Below are 17,984 nucleotides of genomic sequence, written 5' to 3' on the forward strand. Positions count from 1 at the left end.
TGAAATGAAAAAAATCAAGATCGGTCTGGCCGGCTGCGGCTTCGTGTCGGAGCTGCACATGGTTGCGTATCGTCGGGTCTATGGCGTCGATGTCGAGGTGAGGGCGGTGGCGGCGCGCGGCGATCATGTGGTCGAGTTCGCGCGCAAGCACGGAATCGCGAACGCCTGTCGCAGCTTCGCCGAGCTGGTCGCCGACCGCGAGCTCGACGTCATCGACATCTGCACACCGCCCAACCTGCACGCCGCGATGATTGTGGAGGCGATGCAGGCCGGCAAGCATGTGATCTGCGAGAAACCGTTCAGCGGCTATTTCGGCCGCGAGGGCGACAAAGCGCCGATCGGCAGACACGTCCCGAAGGCGCTGATGTACCAGCGCGTGATGGAGGAGATGGAAGCGACCCGCGCCGCGATCGAAAAGACCGGCAGGCTGTTCATGTATGCCGAGGATTGGATCTACGCGCCCGCGGTGACCAAGACCGCGGAGATCATCCGCGCGACAGGCGACAAGATCCTGTTCATGAAGGGCGAGGAGAGCCATTCCGGCTCGCATGCGGCGCACGCCGCAGAGTGGGCCATGACCGGCGGCGGCTCGCTGATCCGGATGGGCTGCCATCCGCTGGCGGCCGTGCTCTATCTCAAGCAGGTCGAGGCGAAGGCCCGCGGGGAGACCATCAACGTCGCGAGCGTCACCTGCGATGTCGGGAATGTCACCGCCGGTCTCAAGCCGGAGGAGCGCGCCTACATCAAGGCCAATCCGGTCGATGTCGAGGATTGGGGCACGCTGACCGCGACCTTCTCCGACGGCACCAAGGCCACGGTGTTTTCCGGCGACATGATCATGGGCGGCGTCCGGAATCTGATCGAGACCTACACCTCGGGCGGCTCGCTGTTCGCCAACATCACGCCGAACACGCATCTTGTGAGCTACCAGACATCAGAGCAGAAGCTTGCCTCCGTCTACATCACCGAGAAGGTCGATCGCAAAACCGGCTGGCAGTACGTTTGCCTCGAGGAGGAATGGACCCGCGGCTATTTGCAGGAGATCCAGGACTTCATGGAATGCGTCGCCACCGGCCGCGCGCCGCTCGCCGACCTCGCACTGGCGTTCGAGACGACGAAGGTGAACTACGCCGGCTATTGGGCCGCGGATGAGGGCAGGCGGGTGGTACTGTAGGTTAAGCGCAGCAGTGGAATTCCCTTCGCTTTACTCGCCCATGCCAGACCCGTCATCCTGAGGTGCGAGCGGAGCGAGCCTCGAAGGGTGCGCGGCCCCGCCGGTTGCCGTCGATCCTTCGAGACGCGGCCAAGAGGCCGCTCCTCAGGATGACGGGGCTGAGCTCACAGCATGCTGCAAGAGGCGGGACTCTACGCCCCGTACACCGAGCCCTTCGGCAGCGGAAACACCGGGTCTTGCGTCCTTATGTTGGTCGGCCACACCACGGTGATGCGCTCGCCGGCGTTCTGCATCACGACGGGTGTTGAGCGCTCGTTTTGGCCGGACATCGGCGTGCCCGGCGGATAGAACTTCACGCCGTAGCCCTGGATGGTGCCGCCCGGCGGGATGTCGACATCGAGCGCGGCCTTGCGGATCGCCTCGGGGTCGAAGCCGCCATATTTCTCCTTGGCGACCGGCAGCACATTGTTGAGCAGGACCCAGGTCTGGTTGAAGCCCATTGAGCAGTGCGGCGGCACTTCGGTGGCGCTGGTCTTCTCGCGATAGCGCGCCACCATCACCTTGGTGAGGTCGCCGACCCCCGGCGCCAGCTTGGCGGGATCGAGCAGCTGCGCCGGAACGGGGTCGATGTTGCAGAAATTGTCGATATCGGCGCCGAACGTCGTGCGCAGCTTGTCGAGCTGGCTGTAGCCGGCGCCTGCGCCGAACAGCATCTTGAACTTCAGCCCGCTCTCGCGCGCCTGGCGCAGGAACAGCGTGATGTCGGGGTTGTAGCCGGCATGCGAGATGATGTCGGCCTTGGCGCGCTTCAATTTGGTCACCAGCACCGAGAGGTCGGGCGCGGAGGCCGAATAGCCCTCCTTGAGCACGACCTGCAGCCCGGCTTCCTTCGCGAACATCTCGTCGGCGGCGGCAACGCCGACGCCGTAGGGACCGTCCTCATGGATCAGCGCGACCTTGACGTCCTTCGGCTCCATGCCGAGCCTGGCCTTGGCGTGCTCGGCGAGGAAGCCGCCGAAGGCCTGGCCGTACTGGTCGGAATGGATCTGGGCGCGGAACACGTATTGCAGGTTCTTGTCCTTGAACACGGCGGTCGAGACCGCGGTCGTGATCCAGAGGATCCGCTTCTGCTGCTCGACCTTGGCGGCGAGCGGCACTGCGTGCGAGCTCGCGAACACGCCGTTGAGGATGTCCACCTTCTCCTGGTCGATCAGGCGATTGGCCTCGTTGATCGCGACATCGGGCTTGCTCTGGGAATCGACGTTGACCGGCGCGATCTTGTACTTGCCACCGACGCCGCCTTTCTCATTGACGAGATCGATCGCGATCTGCGTGCCGATCGAGGAGGCGACCGAGCCGCCGGCGGCAAACGGGCCGGTCAGGTCATAGATCACGCCGATCCGAACCGTTTCGGCCTGCGCCTGCGCGCGTGTCCAATCGAAGCTGAAAGCAGCGGCGGCAGCCGCTGAAGTCTTCAGCAGCGTCCTGCGTGAAGTCGGCATCGCGTCCTCCCCTGAAGCCGTCATTTGCGACGGGTATCTGCTTTTTGCGAAGTATTGGGAGGCGAGGTCGGAAAGTCAACGCGGATGCGGCGGCGGTTCTTCACTCGTTGGTAGGGGTTCGCCATCAATCCCGTCATCCTTGAGGCGCGAGCTCTTGCGAGCCTCGAAGGATGCACGGCCCCGCTGGTGGCCGTCGATCCTTCGAGACGCCGCTACGCGGCTCCTCAGGATGACGGTCGGATAGTTTGCTCCGGGGCTCGGAGAAAACAGGCCGCAAACCTACTCCATCACCGCGGCATGATCCGACGGCGCCGATTGCGCGCGCAGCGTGGCCTTGGTCGAGCCGATCATCAGCGCGAGCGGGATCGAGACCAGGATGAACAGCATCACCAGCTGATAGTCGTGCGAGAACGCGATGATCTGCGACTGTGCCGCCACCATCCTGTCGGCCATCGCGCGGCCGGCATCGGTGTTGAGGTTGATCATGCCTGCGACGTCGGGCATCTGCAGCGCGTGGTTGAACGGATTGATCTGCTCCGACAGCTTCGCGTAGATCCGCCGCCCGCCTTCCGTCAGCTGCGCGATCACGATCGAGATGCCGACCGAGCTCGCGACGTTGCGGAACAGCGTCAGCATCGAGGTGCCGTCGGTGCGCAACTGGTTAGGCAGCGTCAGGAACGCCACCGTCGACAGCGGCACGAACACGAGGCCGAAGCCGAAGCCCTGGATCACGCTGACGACGATGATCTCGCTCGCCTGCGTCATGTCGGTCCAGCCGGTCATCTGGAACAGCGACGCCGCAGTCAGAGAGAGACCCGAGACGATCAGCGTCCGCGCCTCGATATAGCGCATCAGGCGGCCGACCAGCATCATCGCGACGAAGGTGCCGGCGCCGCGGGTCGCCAGCAACAGGCCGGCGGTGATGATCGGATAGCCGACCACGTTCTGCAGATACGGTGAGGACAGCGCCATGGTCGAATACAGCACGAGACCCATCACCGTCATGAACACGACACCGCCGAGGAAATTCCGGTCCTTGAAGATCGCAAACTGGATGAACGGCTTGTCGGTGGTCAGCGAATGGGCGAAGAAGAAGTAGGCGCCGACCGCCGCCACAATGAACTCGATCACGATCTCGTTGGATTCCAGCCAGCCGAGCTGTTCGCCGCGGTCCAGCGCGAGCTGCAGCGCGCCGATCGCGACCGCGAGCGCGCCAAAGCCGAACCAGTCGAAGCGCAGCGCGTGGTCCTGCCTGGTCTCGTCCATGAAGATGATCAGGCCGAGCACCGTGAACAAGCCGAACGGCAGGTTGACGAAGAACACCCAGTGCCAGGAATAGGTCTCGGTCAGCCAGGCCCCGAGCGAGGGGCCCATGATCGGGCCCATCATCACGCCCATGCCCCAGATCGACATCGCCTTGGCGCGCTCATGCAGCGCGTAGGAATCGAGCATCACCGCCTGCGACAGCGGCACCAGCGCCGCGCCGAACACGCCCTGCAACAGGCGGAACAGCACCATCTGGTTGATGTCCTGCGCCAGGCCGCAGAGCACCGAGGCGACGGTGAAGCCGGCCGAGCAGATGATGAAGATGCGTTTGCGGCCGAAGCGGTTGGCGATCCAGCCCACCGGCGCGGTCATGATCGCGGCTGCGACGATGTAGGAGGTCAGCACCCAGTTGATCTGGTCCTGCGAGGCCGACAGCGAGCCCTGCATATAGGGCAGCGCGACGTTGGCGATCGTGGTGTCGAGCGCCTGCATGATCGTCGCGGTCATCGCGCAGATCGTCACCATGTTCCGGCGCATGCCGGGCACGGCGGATGGTGACGGTGCATTCATTCAGGTCGGTCCTGTTGCAGCGACGGAAGTCACCTCTCCCCAACGGGGAGAGGTCGCGCCGAAGGCGCGGGTGAGGGGGATCTGGCCCCATGAGAGAGCTGAACCCCTCACCCGGATTGCATCTTGCGATGCAATCCGACCTCTCCCACAAGGGGAGAGGTGAACGAGCGTGCGGGTTCGGTCACTTCTCATTCAGCCATCACTACTCGTGGTCCGGGTGCGCGGAGGCTGAGCGCAGCCCGAGCAGGCCGGCCAGCGTGCGGCGGTGGTTGGTGTCGATCGTCGCGTAGACGCTCATGCCGGCCTTCAGCTTCTTCACGAACGGATCGTTCTCGTCGAAGTAGATCCGCACCGGCACCCGCTGCACCACCTTGACGAAGTTGCCGGTGGCGTTCTGCGGCGGCAGGATCGCGAACTGCGCGCCGGTGCCGGGCGACAGCGAGCCGATCTTGCCCTTGAATTCGTGGTTCGGAAACGCGTCGACGTCGAGCGACACCGGCTGGCCGACCGCGACATAGGTGAAGTCGCTTTCCTTCGGATTGGCGTCGACCCAGGGATGGTCGACGTCGATCACCGAGAACACCGGCGCACCCGCGGCGACGAAGCGGCCGAGCTGGATCTGGTCGACCTGGGTCGCCACGCCGTCCATCGGCGCGCGCAGCACGGTGTGATCGAGATTGCGCTGGGCGTCGTCGAGCTTGGCCTTGGCCTGGGCGTAAGGCGGGAACCGCTCGATCGGCAAATCGACGTCGCCGAGCAGCTGCGTCTTGGCGTTGGAGATCTGCTGCCTGATATATTGCGCCAGGCTCTCGGCCGTGACCTGCGCATTGGCCGCGTTGTCGAGGTCGAGCTGCGAGCCGAAATTCTGCTTGGCGAGCGTCGATTTGCGATCGACGTCCTTCTTCTTCAGCTCGATGCTCTGCTGGGCGAATTCCAGCATCCTGGTGTTGATCTTGATGTTGTCGACCAGATTGTCATAGGTGGTCCTGGTCTGGTCGAGCGCGGCCCTGGCCTGGTCGACCGCAAGGCGGAACGGCACCGGATCGATCTCGAACAGCTCGTCGCCCTTCCTGACGTGCTGGCCTTCCTTCACGACGATCTTGTCGATCTTGCCGGAGATTTCCGGCGTGATCAGCACCTTCTGCGCGCCGACATAGGCGTCGTCGGTGCCGACATAGCGGCCGCCATTGAGATAGAACGCGCCGCCGCCGATCACCGCCACGATCGGCAGCACGACGAGCAGCAGCACCCGGCGATAGCGCCGCAGGCCTGCCATCAGGCGGCGGCGCGGCGCGCGGCTCGCCTTGCCCGACGGCGCCGGCTCGCCCGGATTGCTCTTCTGCTCAGGGGCCAGTTTGAGAACGGGTTCAGCCATAGCGCTGTTCCTTTCGGGAGGGCTCGCCGGCTGGCTTTTGGATGGCATTGCGAACGTTTTCCTTGATCGATTCCAACTGGGTGAGCAGGCGATGCGCATCAGTGGGGCTGATGCCCTCGAGCGCGGTCGCGGTGAGTTCGGAGCGCAGGCCGGCCAGCTTCCCGAGCAGCGGGCGCGCGGCCTTTTTCAAATAGAGGCGGTTGACGCGGCGGTCGTTCTCGTCGCTGCGGCGCTCGATCCAGTCATTGTCGCAGAGCTTGTCGATCAGCCGCGTCAGCGTGATCGGCTGCATCTCGAGCAGCTCGGCAAGCTCGGTCTGCTTCAGACCTTCCTGGCGTTCCACCTTCGACAGGACGGCCCATTGCGCACGGGTGATGCCGTAGCGCGCGGCCTCCTTGTCGGCATAGACGCGGATCAACCGGAACAATTCGCCCAGCGTAAACATGAAGTTCGCGTCCACGGAACCGCGCATCAATCCTGCCTCCATAAGCTTGCAATATAATAAGCTTGCTTATGAATTCTGCATGCCGGGTTAACGGGAGGCTGCCCCGCATTGCACACATGGCTGCAAGGCGGTGAGGGACTGGCTTAGGTACTGGGCTTGGGCCGCCGCCGGGCTATGGGAACGGGCGCGGAAATGCTACATATCCAGGCAATGAGCCTCGCCAAGCCGACGTTTCCTGCTCCCGACCACGATCACGGCCGCTGCGCCGCGGACGCGATGGCGCATGCCGAGCAGGTTTGCGCGCGCCGCGGCCAGAAATTCACCCCGATCCGGCGTCAGGTGCTGCAGGCGCTGCTGTCGAGCCATCGCCCGCTCGGCGCCTATGAGGTGATCGACGAACTGGCCAAGACCATGCCGCGCCCGGCACCGATTACCGTCTATCGCGCGCTCGACTTCCTGATGGAGAACGGCCTCGTTCACCGCATCGAGAGCCGCAACGCCTTCCTCGCCTGCGCGCACGATCATGACGAGACCTCGATGGTGGCGTTCCTGATCTGCGACCATTGCGGCTCGGTCGGCGAGATTCCCGCCGCACCCGTCGCGCAAAGCCTGACCGCCGCGGCGCGGGCGTCGGGCTTCATCCCGAAACTGTCCGTGGTCGAGATCGCCGGCACCTGCGCGCATTGCCAGAAATGATCGTGCAAGACCCTTCCCCGTCATTGCGAGGAGCGAAGCGACGAAGCAATCAGCTCGCAATGATGTTGGGGGCAAGCTCTTCCTTACACCCTCCCCTGGAGGGGGAGGGTGGGCAGCAATGAGTGTCCGTTAAAGCAACAACAACGGCAGCAAGCCGGCCCGCGAGGAAACATGTCGACCCAAGCGATCTCCGCCAGCGTCACGAGGCCCGTCAGCGTCGGCCACGGGCTGCCGCCCGGCGCCATCGCATTGATGCTGATGCTGTGCGTGAGCTGGGGCTTCAACCAGCTTGCGGTCAAGCTCGCGCTGCCCGACGTGCCGCCGATGCTGCAGGCGATGATCCGCTCCTCGGGCGCGCTGCCGGTCATGCTCATCGTCGGCTGGCTGCGCGGCGTCAAATTCTTCGAGCGCGACGGCACGCTCGTCCCCGGCGTGATCGCCGGGCTGATGTTCGGCTGCGAGTTCGTGCTGATCTTCACTGGCCTCACCTTCACCTCGGCGTCGCGCGCCTCGGTGTTCCTGTACACCGCGCCGTTCTTCGTCGCGCTCGGCTCGCATCAGTTCCTCGGCGAGCGTCTTTCGACCGTGCAGTGGAGCGGGCTGGCGCTGAGCTTTGCCGGCGTCGCGCTCGCGATCGGCGTGCCGCAGCCGAACGTCGACGCCAAGGTGCTGCTCGGCGACCTCATGGTGGTCGGCGGCGGCGCGCTGTGGGCGGCGACCACGCTGGTCGCCAAGGGTACGAACCTGCGCAAGGCCGCGCCGGAAAAGGCGCTCGGCTACCAGGTCGCGATCTCGATCCCGATCCTCGGGTTCGCAGCCTGGATCGCCGGCGAGCGCATCGAGCACGTGCCGAGCGCGCTGTCGATCTCGCTGCTCGCCTATCAGGCGGTCTGGGTGGTGGGCTGCACTTTTGTCATCTGGTTTGCGATGGTGAAGACCTATTCGGCGAGCAAGCTGTCTGCCTTCACCTTCGTCACACCGCTGTTCGGCGTGGTCGCGGCCTATTTCATCATGCACGACACCCTGACGGCGGTGTTCGGCGTCGCCGCGCTGCTGGTGATCGCCGGCCTCTATCTCGTCAACAAGCCCGACCCGAAGGTGACGCCGGATCCGAACGTTCCGGCGTGAGGCTCAGCGTCGTCCTGGCGAAAGCCAGGACCCATATGTGGACGGCCCCCGTGGCACAAGAGCTTTCTGAGTAGATCGGATCGCTGCATCCATATGTCCGGCCTGTTGATGCGACGCGCAAAGGTCGCTGGCCAAGATGGGTTGCGCGACGCGAGCTCCAAACAACCCCGCGACCTGTTGGCGGCCAATGGGTCCCACGGACTGTCTCGCATCGTTGATCGACCGATTGCTCCATCTGCTCTTGCAGCTTCCGGGTCGGCTGGTGGGCGAACCCGCCGGCCGGCCAATCTGTTAGGCGGCGGCCGCCATGGCATTGAGCCGCGCGGCATCGTAACTCTCGCCCGTCGCCATCAGCTTCCAGGCGATGCGGGCAACCTTGTTGGCGAGCGCCACGGCGGCCAGCTTCGGCGGCTTGCGCTTGAGCAGCGCCAGCAGCCAGCGCGACGGATGGCCTCGGCCCCGCCGAACCTGCTGGATGACCGCAGTCGCCCCAACCACGAACAAGCGGCGCAGGTCTTCGTCACCGGCCCGCGTGATCTTGCCGAGCCTGGTCTTGCCGCCGGTGGAATGATCCTTCGGTGTGAGGCCGAGCCAGGCCGCAAAATGCCGGCCGGAGCGGAACGCATGCGGATCGGGCGTCTTCATCACCAGCCGTGTTGCGGTGATCGGGCCGACGGATGGGATCTGCGCCAGACGCCGGCTCAGCGCATCGGCGCGGTGCCAGGCCATCAGCCTAACCTCGAGTTGCTTGAGTTCGGCTTGCAGAGCAGCGTATTGGCGTCCCTGCACCGCAAACACCTCGCGCGCCATGGTGGGCAAGCTGTCGTCCTGCGCGATCCGCGCCAGCAGCGGCTCGATCTTGTCGAGCCCCTTGGGCGCGATCAGGCCGAGCTCCGCCGCATAGCCGCGGATCGCGTTGCTCAGCTGGGTGCGCCGGGCGATCAATCCATCGCGCAGCCCCGCCAGCATCAGCGCGGCCTGTTGCTCGGCCGTCTTGACCGGCACAAAGCGCATGTTCGGCCGGTCCATCGCTTCACACAGCCCTTCTGCATCGCGCCCGTCATTCTTGTTCCGCATCACGTAAGGCTTCACCAATTGCGGGGCCATCAGCCTCACCGCGTGACCGAGCTTGCCAAGCTCCCGCGCCCAATACTGCGAAGCTCCGCAGGCCTCCATCCCGATCACGGTCGGCGGCAATTTGGCGAAGAACTCCAGCACTTGCTTGCGCGACAGCTTCTTGCGCAGCACCACCTGCTCCGCCGCATCAACCCCATGAAGCACAAAAATATGCTTCGACGTATCCATTCCAATGCGGATAATCTCTCCCACGGACGGCTCCTTTGTCTGAGATTTGCAACAACCTCATTCTGGCACACTGATGCCGTAGGGGGCCGTCCACACCATCAACCCCAAATGTCGGTTGTCGCCCGGCGCTGGGGCCGCGTTCCCGTTCACAAGCAAATCCTGTGGTTATGGGTCCTGGCTTTCGCCAGGACGACGGAGGAGAGGCATCACGCCTCCGTCCGCTACCCCACTTCGATCGGCAAAGACTCATCCTTCGCCCATTCGCCCATCGAGCCGTCATAGAGCGTGAGATTGTCGTAGCCGAGCCGATGCAGCTGGAACAGGTCGATGGTCGCGGAGATGCCGCCGCCGCAATAGGCGACGATGCGCTTGTCCTTGCCGATGCCTTGCGCGGCGAAGGTCGCTTCCGCCTCCGCAAGCGGTACGAACGTCTTGCCCTTGGGATCGATCAGGGTTGCCGCCGGCACGCTGACGCTGCCGGGAATGCGGCCGGGCCGGCCGTAGCGGCTCGGCTCGAGCCCCTTGTAGAATTGCGGGCCGAGCGCATTGACGATCACGGTGTCGCGCTCCGTGGTCGCGGCGAGCACGTCGCGCTTGCTGACGAACATGCCGTCCCTCGGCCGCGCCGAGAACGTCGCCTGTGGATAGCCGCCGGCAAGCCCGGTCTCGATGTCGCGTCCCTCGGCAGTCCATTTGTCGATGCCGCCGTCGAGCACCGCGGCGCCGTCAAAGCCGAGCGAATGCAGCATCCACCAGAACCGCGTCGCCCACATCGCGGTGCCGATCGAATAGAGCACCACGCGGCTGCTGGCCGAAATGCCATGCCGGCCGAACGCGGCCTCGAGCTGGGCCGTCGGCGGCATCATGAAGCGCAGCTCGGTGCGGGGGTCGGAGAATTCGGCCTGCAGATCGAGGAAATTGGCGCCAGGGATGTGGCCGGCCTCGAACGTCTGGCGGCCCGAAACGACGATATAGGGAATGCCGCTGCCGGCGGGGGCCGGCTCCAGATAGGTCGTACAGTCGAACAGGCGCAACTCGGGGCGGGTCAGGATGTCGGCGAGTTCCGCCGTGGTGATCAGCTCGCTGTGGCCGGCCATGTCGCGCCCTCCCGGAATGATCTTAGGGGGATGCTAGAGCATGATCCGAGAAAGTGGGTACCGAAAAGATCATGCTCAGACCCAGGGAGTCCGCCAGACCAGATGAAAAGCTGTCACTTTGCCCTTTGATTCACCCCAATTCGGCCCAATATAGCTGTCCATGCAGGACGCCGCTGCATGGCTTGCGTTTGGCCTCAATCGGCGCCATAAGCTGTTGAATTCACTCCGAAACATCACCGTTTGGCCTGCCACGCGCGGGGCCCATCGTCCCCTTGGTGAATGTCACCAAAACCTGATATTCGAGACGCCATGAACAAGCCCGAGATTTTGCCGCAAGACGACGTCGCCGGCCCCGCACCGCGGCACAAAACCACGCAGGTCATGGTCGGCAACGTCGCCGTCGGCGGCGGTGCGCCGATCGTCGTGCAGTCGATGACCAACACCGACACCGCCGATATCGAGGGCACCATCGCCCAGGTCGCGGCATTGACCCGCGCCGGCTCCGAGATGGTGCGCATCACCGTCGACCGCGAGGAGGCCGCTGCCGCCGTGCCGCACATCCGCGACGGCCTGCGCAAGATGGGCATCACCACGCCCTTGATCGGCGACTTCCACTATATCGGCCACAAGCTGCTCGCCGAGTATCCGGCCTGCGCCGAGGCGCTCGACAAGTACCGCATCAATCCGGGCAATGTCGGCTTCAAGAACAAGCGCGACACCCAGTTCGCCGACATCATCGAGATCGCCAACAAGAACGGCAAGCCGGTGCGCATCGGCGCCAATTGGGGCTCGCTCGACCAGGAGCTGCTCACCAAGCTGATGGACGAGAACACGGCATCGCCCAATCCGCGCGATGCCCGCGCGGTGACCCGCGAGGCGATGGTGCAATCGGCATTGCTGTCGGCGGCCCGCGCCCAAGAGCTTGGCATGCCCAAGAACAAGATCATCCTGTCGGCGAAGGTCTCGGCCGTGCAGGATCTGATCGCGGTCTATCAGGAAGTCGTGCGCCGCTCGGATTACGCGATCCATCTCGGCCTCACCGAGGCCGGCATGGGCTCGAAGGGCATCGTCGCCTCCTCGGCCGCGCTCGGCATTCTCCTGCAGCAGGGCATCGGCGACACCATCCGCATCTCGCTGACGCCGGAGCCCGGCGGCGATCGCACGCTGGAAGTGCAGGTCGCGCAGGAATTGCTGCAGACCATGGGCTTCCGCACCTTCGTGCCGCTGGTTGCGGCCTGCCCGGGTTGCGGCCGCACCACCTCGACCACGTTCCAGGAGCTGGCGCGCTCGATCCAGGATTTCATCCGCGACGAGATGCCGGCCTGGAAGACCAGGTATCCGGGCGTCGAAGAGCTCAACGTCGCGGTCATGGGCTGCATCGTCAACGGCCCCGGCGAATCCAAGCACGCCAATATCGGCATCTCGCTGCCCGGCACCGGCGAAGCGCCGGCCGCGCCTGTCTTCGTCGACGGCAAGAAGTTCCGCACCCTGCGCGGTCCGGGCATCGCCGCCGACTTCAAGGCGCTGGTGATCGACTATATCGACCAGCGTTACGGCAGCGGCGCCAAGGTGCCGGAGCCGGCGGGCGCCGCGGAGTAATTTCGCTCCGCGCGTGATCCACACTCAACTGTCGTCCCTGCGAAAGCAGGGACCCATAACCACAAGACGTGGTTATGGCACGAGATGTGAGTTACCAGCCTTCGCAAAACACAATCCTGTGGTTATGGGTCCCGGATCTGCGCTCCGCTTCGCGGAGCCTGTCATCGGGCGGCGCTCCGCGCCGACCCGTTGGCTTGTCCGGGACGACGGATATGCTTGCGGCGCGGATTGCGCTTCGCTCCATCCGGGCTACGATGGTGAAAACAAGAACCATCGGGAGAACGCCCATGAGCTCGCTGTCCGGCAAGCAGGGTCCGCGTTACCGCCACCTCGCCGACCAATCCGAGCCCTATGAGACCATCGGCGTCGAGAAGCTGACACCGATCATCGGCGCGGAAATCTCCGGTGTCGATATTGGCAAGCTGGTTGGCGACGATGCGCGCTCCAACCGGCAGATGGACGAGATCCATCGCGCGCTCGCCGAGAACCTCGTCATCTTCTTTCGTGACCAGCACATCAGCCCCGACCAGCACCTCGCCTTCGGCCGCAAGTTCGGCGAGCTGCACGTGCACCCGGCCGCGCCCAATGAGGGCGATCCGGCGTTGATGAAGATCTATGCCGACAAGGATTCACCGCGTGCCAACGGCGAAGGCTGGCACACCGACGTGTCCTGCGATCTCGAGCCGCCGATGGGCTCGATCCTCTACATCAAGCAGTGCCCGCCGCGCGGCGGCGACACGCTGTTCGCCAACATGTATGCCGCCTATGAGGCGCTGTCGGACCGCATGAAGGCCTATCTCGACGGGTTGACCGCGCTGCATGACGGCGAGCAGACCTATCGCGGGCTCTACGCCAATTATGGCGTCGCCGACAAACGGGAATATCCCCGCGCCGAGCATCCGGTGGTCCGCACCCACCCGGTGACCGGCAAGAAATCCCTCTACGTCAATCGCGGCTTCACCCGCTTCATCGTCGGCATCCCGCGCGACGAGAGCGATGCCATGCTGGCCTATCTCTACCAGCATGCGGAGAACCCGCTGTTCCAGTGCCGCTTCCGCTGGACCGAGAACGCGATCGCGTTCTGGGATAATCGCTGCGCCCAGCACCGCGCGATGTGGGACTACTGGCCGCACACCCGCTCCGGCACCCGCGTCACCGTGAAGGGCGAGCGGCCGGTGTGAGGACAGCGCTGGCCTTGCGGCCGTCGCGGCGGCCGCGGCTGAGCTCGATGCTTCAGTGCCCAAAGCGGTGCGTTAACAGGGGTAATCCTTGCGGGTCATAGTATCCGTGAGCCGGTGAGCCCTATGATGGCGCATCATATTGGGCGATATCACCATGCTGCAGGTGATACTGGCGCGCAGACATGAAAGCATCGTCATTCGCGTCGACGGGAATTCAGCTTGTGAAAGTGCCGGCTCGCGCGTCAGATCGAATCGAGCGCCATTTGCTCCGAGGATGATGCGCCGGGCGGCTCCGCTATGGTGCGCAGCAACCCTCGCGCTGACGTGTCCTTCGGATGTACCGGGTTCTGGCGGCGGCGCGCCCGCGCAGTCCAACGGCATCGCCGGCAATTCCCCGCAACTTGCACAAGCCAGGACGAACCCTGCGAGTGACGTTGGTCCAGCCGCAGAACAGCCGCAAAGCGCGGACGTGCTCGCCCGCGAACTCGCCGAAAAACTGAAAAAATCGCTGAAGAACATGCCGCAAGGCGACGTGGCGGACTTGCAGAGATCGTTGCGAGAGGAGCGTGGCGTCCCTCTCGAACTGGGGAACGTATGGAACGTGCGGCGATGCGACCAAGGCGCGCGATCTCTATGCGAAGGCTGAGGCCGGTGAATCAAGGGGGCAAGGCGCGATTCAAGGCGCTGCGTTGATCGAACGATCTTTGCAGCAAGAGCGAACGCGCTGACGGGATATCGTGCAAAGGAGTTGGTCGATGAAAAGGTCTACCGGATTGCGTCCGCTGCTTCTGCTTGCGGCCCTGGTGTCGCTGCTCCTTGCGCCGCAGCCGCCCGTGGCGGATGCGGCGCCGCAGTCTGGTCGACCTCAAAAGGCTCGCTTGATCCGGGCTGAACCGCCTCCGCCCAGGCCTGAAGCTCTGGCCATGAATGCCTGGACCGTGGGCCTCGCTGGTGGCCTGCTCGAGGGCGCGCCGATCCGCCTGGCCGCGGAGATGGCCCGCGTGGTCGATGACGGCGACAATCTGCACGTTCTGCCGGTGGTGACGCGGGGGCCCGTGGAGAACCTGAACTCGCTGCTGTATCTGCGCGGCATCGACGCGGCGATCATCAATTCCGACGCGCTGGAGGAATACAAGAGCCAGGTGCCGGATATCCAGCGACGGATCACCTACGTCCTGAATCTGTTTCCGTCCGAGCTGCATATCTTCGTCCGGCCGGAAATTCAGAGCCTGAGCGACCTCGCCGGCAAGAAGGTGAACTTCAACAGCCAGGGTACGGCCGCAGCCTATTCAGGTCCGCTGATCTTCAGTCGCCTCGGCATCGAGGTCCAGAAGACCTTCATTCCGCACCAGATCGCACTCGAGCAGATGCGGAAAGGCGAAATGGCGGCCGTCGTCTTCATTACATCGAAGCCGGTCGATGCATTTGTGAAAGGCCGATTTGAATCGGGCTTCAAGTTTCTGCCCGTGCCGTATGACAGCAAGTTCGAAGACTACTATCTGCCGGCGGCTCTCGATGCGGCCGATTACCCAAATCTGATCAAGCCGGGTGACCGCGTCACCACGATCGCCGTGCCGACCGCTCTTGTCGCCTTCAATTGGCCGGCCAACAGCAACCGGTTCGAGCGCGTTGCACGCTTCGTCGATCATCTGTTCTCGCGTATCGACAAGCTGCAGGGAGCCGGCTTCGACCCGAAGTGGAAATCGATCAACCTCGGAGCGACCGTGCCCGGTCTCGCGCGCTTTCCTGCGGCGCAAACGTGGCTCGAAGGTCAGTCGTCGACGGCACGGGCATCGCGATGACCAGGATCGCCGCCCCGCTTCTTGTGGCAATCGCCGTCGTCAACGGCGTTGCCCTTGCGCAGGGGGTGGAAGATCCCATGGCACAGCTTCGGGCCTGTTCCCAGCTGCAACGTGAAGCGCGTCTGGAGTGTCTCGACAAGCTGTCGCGCGCCACTGCGCCGCCCCGCCGTGAGGCGTCGAAGGCGGATCATTGGACGATCAGCGAGACGACGTCCCCGGTCGATTATTCACCGATCGCCACTGCGACGACGTCCGATTCGGTCGATTCGTCCATGAAGCTGTCGATCCGGTGCCGCGGCGGGCGGACCGAATTGTCCTTCGTGGGGCCGGCTATCTCCGGCCGCGGCGACGGCTATGTGATCTCCTATCGCATCAACGACGGTCCGCCGGTGCAGGTCGCGGCGACTGTGCCGGCGCTTGGTTCCGGCGTCGCTGTCGCGGGCGATGCCGTTCGCTTGCTGCAATCGCTTCCCGATAACGCGGTCCTTGCCGTCCACCTCTCACCCGGTGCCGGGGCTGCCCATGACGCAAGATTCTCGCTCGCGGGGCTGGACGCGATGCGGGCGAGGATGGCCGCGACCTGCAAATGGCCGCTCGCTGTCGCAAGGCCCAGCAATTGAGAACTGTGTTCGACGATTTTTCGAGATGGAGATGCTTGATGCCCAATTCTAAGTCTGTTGCGAAATTCATTGCGATGGGTGCCATCGCTGTGCTGGCTTCCGCGTCCCTGGCGGTGGCCGAGCAAGGCGGAAAATACTGGGTGCCGGGTGAGCAGTCCGCAACTCACCGGACAAGCGACGCCCGGAAATCTGAAACGTCGCGATCCGCAGCCGAAGTACGCAAGCGCGCCGCATATGCGCGCATGCACGATCCGGCGGCGCCGAAAGAGAAAGAGCATCATCTGATCCTGCAGGTGAACAGCAATGATCCTGCCGCCATGAATCTCACGCTCAACAACGCAACCAACGTGGCCGAGTACTACAAGGGCCTCGGCGAAAAGGTGAGGATCGAGGTGGTCACGTTCGGCCCGGGCCTGCACATGCTGCGCGAGGATACGTCGCCGGTGAAGGCGCGCATCGAGGAAATGGCCCTCAGTTCACCCGAGGTGTCGTTCAAGGCCTGCGGCAACACCCAGGAGAAGATGCAGAAGGCCGAGAACAAGTCGATCCCGATCGTCAAGCAGGCGGAAGTCGTGAAGTCCGGCGTCGTGCGCGTGATGGAACTGCAGGAGAAGGGATGGGCCTACGTGAAGCCTTGAGCCGGAAGGCCAGCCTGCCTTGAAACACTCTGCGCGGGCGCGGACCGGCCGCGCAGAGAACCGGTTTAAATCCATCAGTGCGCGGGACAGGGTTGCCGGCCGCGCAGCCAATCGCATTGACGCCGCGCATCCGCTACGCCAAGCTCCGGGAAAATCAAAAACAACTCCCGGGGAAACGCCATGCTCCGCGCCGAAGACAACAAATTCCTCACCGAATCCGGTACCGGAACGGGAATGGGCGAATTGCTGCGCCGGTTCTGGATTCCGGTACTGCTGTCGGAAGAGCTGCCGGAGCCGGACAGCGACCCGAAGAAGATCGTGGTGATGGGCGAGGAGCTGCTGGCCTTCCGCGACTCGAGGGGCGTGGTCGGAATCATCGATCAGTATTGCCCGCACCGCGGCGCCAATCTCTGGCTCGGCCGCAACGAGGAATGCGGCATCCGCTGCGCCTATCACGGCTGGAAGTTCGACACCGACGGCCGCTGCGTCGACATGCCGACCTCTTATCCGGACCTCAACGCCAAGGACCTGATCCGCATCAAGTCCTACCCGGTGCGCGAATGGGGCGAGATGATCTGGGCCTATATGGGTCCAGCCGAGGCGATGCCCGAATTGCCCGCGCTGGAGATGGCGCTACTGCCGGCCTCGCATCGCTTCGTCACCAAGAAGTGGCAGGACTGCAACTGGGTGCAGGCGGTGGAAGGCTCGATCGACACCGCGCATTTCACCTTCGCGCATCTCTCCTTCGAGAAGGAGGAGAACGAAATCCTCGACATCAAGAAGCACTTTGTGAATCCGCTGACGCGGGTCGCGACCGACCACATGCGCTGGATCGCCGAGGATCCGCGGCCGGTGATCAAGATCAATCCGCATGAGGCCGGGCTGACGGTCGCGGGCGGGCGGCTCACCGGCAGCGACAATATCTACTGGCGCATCGCCCAGTTCCTGATGCCGTTCCACAGCTATGCGCCGAGCTCGATGCCGGGCGAGAACATGTTCGGCCAGACCTTCGTTCCGGTGACCGACACCAATTGCTGGATCTACACCTATGCGTGGAACCCGCATCGGCCGCTGACCGATGCCGAACGCGACGGCTATGCCAATGGCAACGGCGTGATGGCAGTGGTCGACGAGAACTACGTGCCGCTGCGCAACAAGGCAAACGACTATCTGATCGACCGCCAACTGCAGCGGACCAAGAGCTACACCGGGATCAAGGGCGTCTCCGAGCAGGACGCCGCGGTGCAGGACAGCCAGGGCCCGATCGCCGACCGCACCCGCGAGCATCTCGGCCCGACCGATCTCGGCATCATGCATTTCCGCAAGCTGGTGCTGGAGGCGGCCCGCGCGCTGCAAAAGGGCGAGGCGCCGCCGCACGCCAGGCATCAGGATCGCTACACCGTGCGCTCCGGTGCCTGCGTCACCAGCAAGACCAAGGACCTCACGGCCGTGATGATCGAGCGGTTCGGCGATCCCGCTGGCTTCGTCGGCGGTCCCGGCCAGAACGCCGCGGCGGAATAGGCACCGCTGTCGTCCCTGCGAAAGCAGGGACCCATAACCACAGGATGTGGGATCGAGCGAGCTGG

Annotated in this window: 16 protein-coding genes; 10 read left to right on the plus strand and 6 right to left on the minus strand. The window is 64.2% G+C overall.

Features of this window, described 5'->3' with window-relative positions; translation table 11 throughout:
* Positions 1-4: 4 nt before the first annotated feature.
* Positions 5-1,174 carry a Gfo/Idh/MocA family protein gene (locus tag ACE10Z_RS01425; protein WP_375786359.1) on the plus strand — a complete coding sequence of 390 codons (1,170 nt, stop codon included), beginning with the start codon at positions 5-7 and terminating at the stop codon, positions 1,172-1,174.
* A 191-nt stretch (positions 1,175-1,365) separates the two neighbouring features.
* Here the strand turns inward: ACE10Z_RS01425 and ACE10Z_RS01430 are convergent, their stop codons facing one another.
* The 4 genes from ACE10Z_RS01430 to ACE10Z_RS01445 form a co-directional block, all read right to left on the minus strand.
* On the minus strand, positions 1,366-2,676 hold the full coding sequence (locus ACE10Z_RS01430; RefSeq protein ID WP_375786360.1) for an ABC transporter substrate-binding protein: 1,311 nt from the start codon (positions 2,674-2,676) through the stop codon (positions 1,366-1,368).
* 279 nt (positions 2,677-2,955) lie between these two features.
* On the minus strand, positions 2,956-4,512 hold the full coding sequence (locus ACE10Z_RS01435) for an MDR family MFS transporter (protein WP_375786361.1): 1,557 nt from the start codon (positions 4,510-4,512) through the stop codon (positions 2,956-2,958).
* 202 nt (positions 4,513-4,714) lie between these two features.
* Positions 4,715-5,887, minus strand: a complete 1,173-nt coding sequence (locus tag ACE10Z_RS01440) for an HlyD family secretion protein (RefSeq protein WP_375786362.1) — start codon at positions 5,885-5,887, stop codon at positions 4,715-4,717.
* Positions 5,880-6,362, minus strand: a complete 483-nt coding sequence (locus ACE10Z_RS01445) for a MarR family winged helix-turn-helix transcriptional regulator (RefSeq protein ID WP_375786363.1) — start codon at positions 6,360-6,362, stop codon at positions 5,880-5,882. Before ACE10Z_RS01445 ends, ACE10Z_RS01440 begins: the two co-directional genes overlap by 8 nt.
* A 180-nt stretch (positions 6,363-6,542) precedes the next feature.
* On the opposite strand from ACE10Z_RS01445, the gene ACE10Z_RS01450 reads away from it, so the two are divergent.
* Positions 6,543-7,028, plus strand: coding sequence for a Fur family transcriptional regulator (locus ACE10Z_RS01450; protein WP_028338147.1), 486 nt, complete (start codon positions 6,543-6,545; stop codon positions 7,026-7,028).
* A 171-nt stretch (positions 7,029-7,199) separates the two neighbouring features.
* Entirely contained in the window at positions 7,200-8,156 is a 957-nt protein-coding gene (locus ACE10Z_RS01455; RefSeq protein WP_375786364.1) for a DMT family transporter, read from the plus strand.
* Between the two features lie 291 nt (positions 8,157-8,447).
* Here the strand turns inward: ACE10Z_RS01455 and ACE10Z_RS01460 are convergent, their stop codons facing one another.
* Together ACE10Z_RS01460 and ACE10Z_RS01465 are read right to left on the minus strand one after the other, a co-directional pair.
* On the minus strand, positions 8,448-9,485 hold the full coding sequence (locus ACE10Z_RS01460) for an IS110 family transposase (RefSeq protein ID WP_375786365.1): 1,038 nt from the start codon (positions 9,483-9,485) through the stop codon (positions 8,448-8,450).
* Positions 9,486-9,682: 197 nt separating this feature from the next.
* The gene (locus tag ACE10Z_RS01465; RefSeq protein WP_375786366.1) at positions 9,683-10,558 is read right to left on the minus strand and encodes a sulfurtransferase; all 876 of its coding nucleotides are present in this window, start codon (positions 10,556-10,558) and stop codon (positions 9,683-9,685) included.
* A gap of 309 nt (positions 10,559-10,867) precedes the next feature.
* Between ACE10Z_RS01465 and ispG the strand changes: the two genes are divergently transcribed.
* From ispG to ACE10Z_RS01500, 7 genes are all read left to right on the plus strand, one after another.
* On the plus strand, positions 10,868-12,157 hold the full coding sequence (gene ispG / locus ACE10Z_RS01470) for a flavodoxin-dependent (E)-4-hydroxy-3-methylbut-2-enyl-diphosphate synthase (protein WP_375786367.1): 1,290 nt from the start codon (positions 10,868-10,870) through the stop codon (positions 12,155-12,157).
* A 287-nt stretch (positions 12,158-12,444) separates the two neighbouring features.
* A complete protein-coding gene (locus ACE10Z_RS01475) occupies positions 12,445-13,338 on the plus strand; it encodes a TauD/TfdA family dioxygenase (RefSeq protein ID WP_028343560.1) in 894 nt (297 codons plus the stop codon).
* A gap of 139 nt (positions 13,339-13,477) precedes the next feature.
* Positions 13,478-13,984, plus strand: coding sequence for a hypothetical protein (locus ACE10Z_RS01480; protein WP_375786368.1), 507 nt, complete (start codon positions 13,478-13,480; stop codon positions 13,982-13,984).
* A 109-nt stretch (positions 13,985-14,093) separates the two neighbouring features.
* Positions 14,094-15,140 (plus strand): TAXI family TRAP transporter solute-binding subunit, encoded by a 1,047-nt coding sequence (locus ACE10Z_RS01485; RefSeq protein ID WP_375786369.1) that lies wholly within the window; start codon positions 14,094-14,096, stop codon positions 15,138-15,140.
* Entirely contained in the window at positions 15,137-15,760 is a 624-nt protein-coding gene (locus tag ACE10Z_RS01490) for a hypothetical protein (protein ID WP_375786370.1), read from the plus strand. Before ACE10Z_RS01485 ends, ACE10Z_RS01490 begins: the two co-directional genes overlap by 4 nt.
* Positions 15,761-15,765: 5 nt before the next feature.
* On the plus strand, positions 15,766-16,398 hold the full coding sequence (locus ACE10Z_RS01495) for a hypothetical protein (protein WP_375786371.1): 633 nt from the start codon (positions 15,766-15,768) through the stop codon (positions 16,396-16,398).
* A gap of 180 nt (positions 16,399-16,578) precedes the next feature.
* Positions 16,579-17,919, plus strand: a complete 1,341-nt coding sequence (locus ACE10Z_RS01500) for a Rieske 2Fe-2S domain-containing protein (protein WP_375786372.1) — start codon at positions 16,579-16,581, stop codon at positions 17,917-17,919.
* Positions 17,920-17,984 lie beyond the last annotated feature (65 nt).

The organism is Bradyrhizobium sp. Pha-3 (assembly GCF_042258615.1).
GTDB lineage: Bacteria > Pseudomonadota > Alphaproteobacteria > Rhizobiales > Xanthobacteraceae > Bradyrhizobium.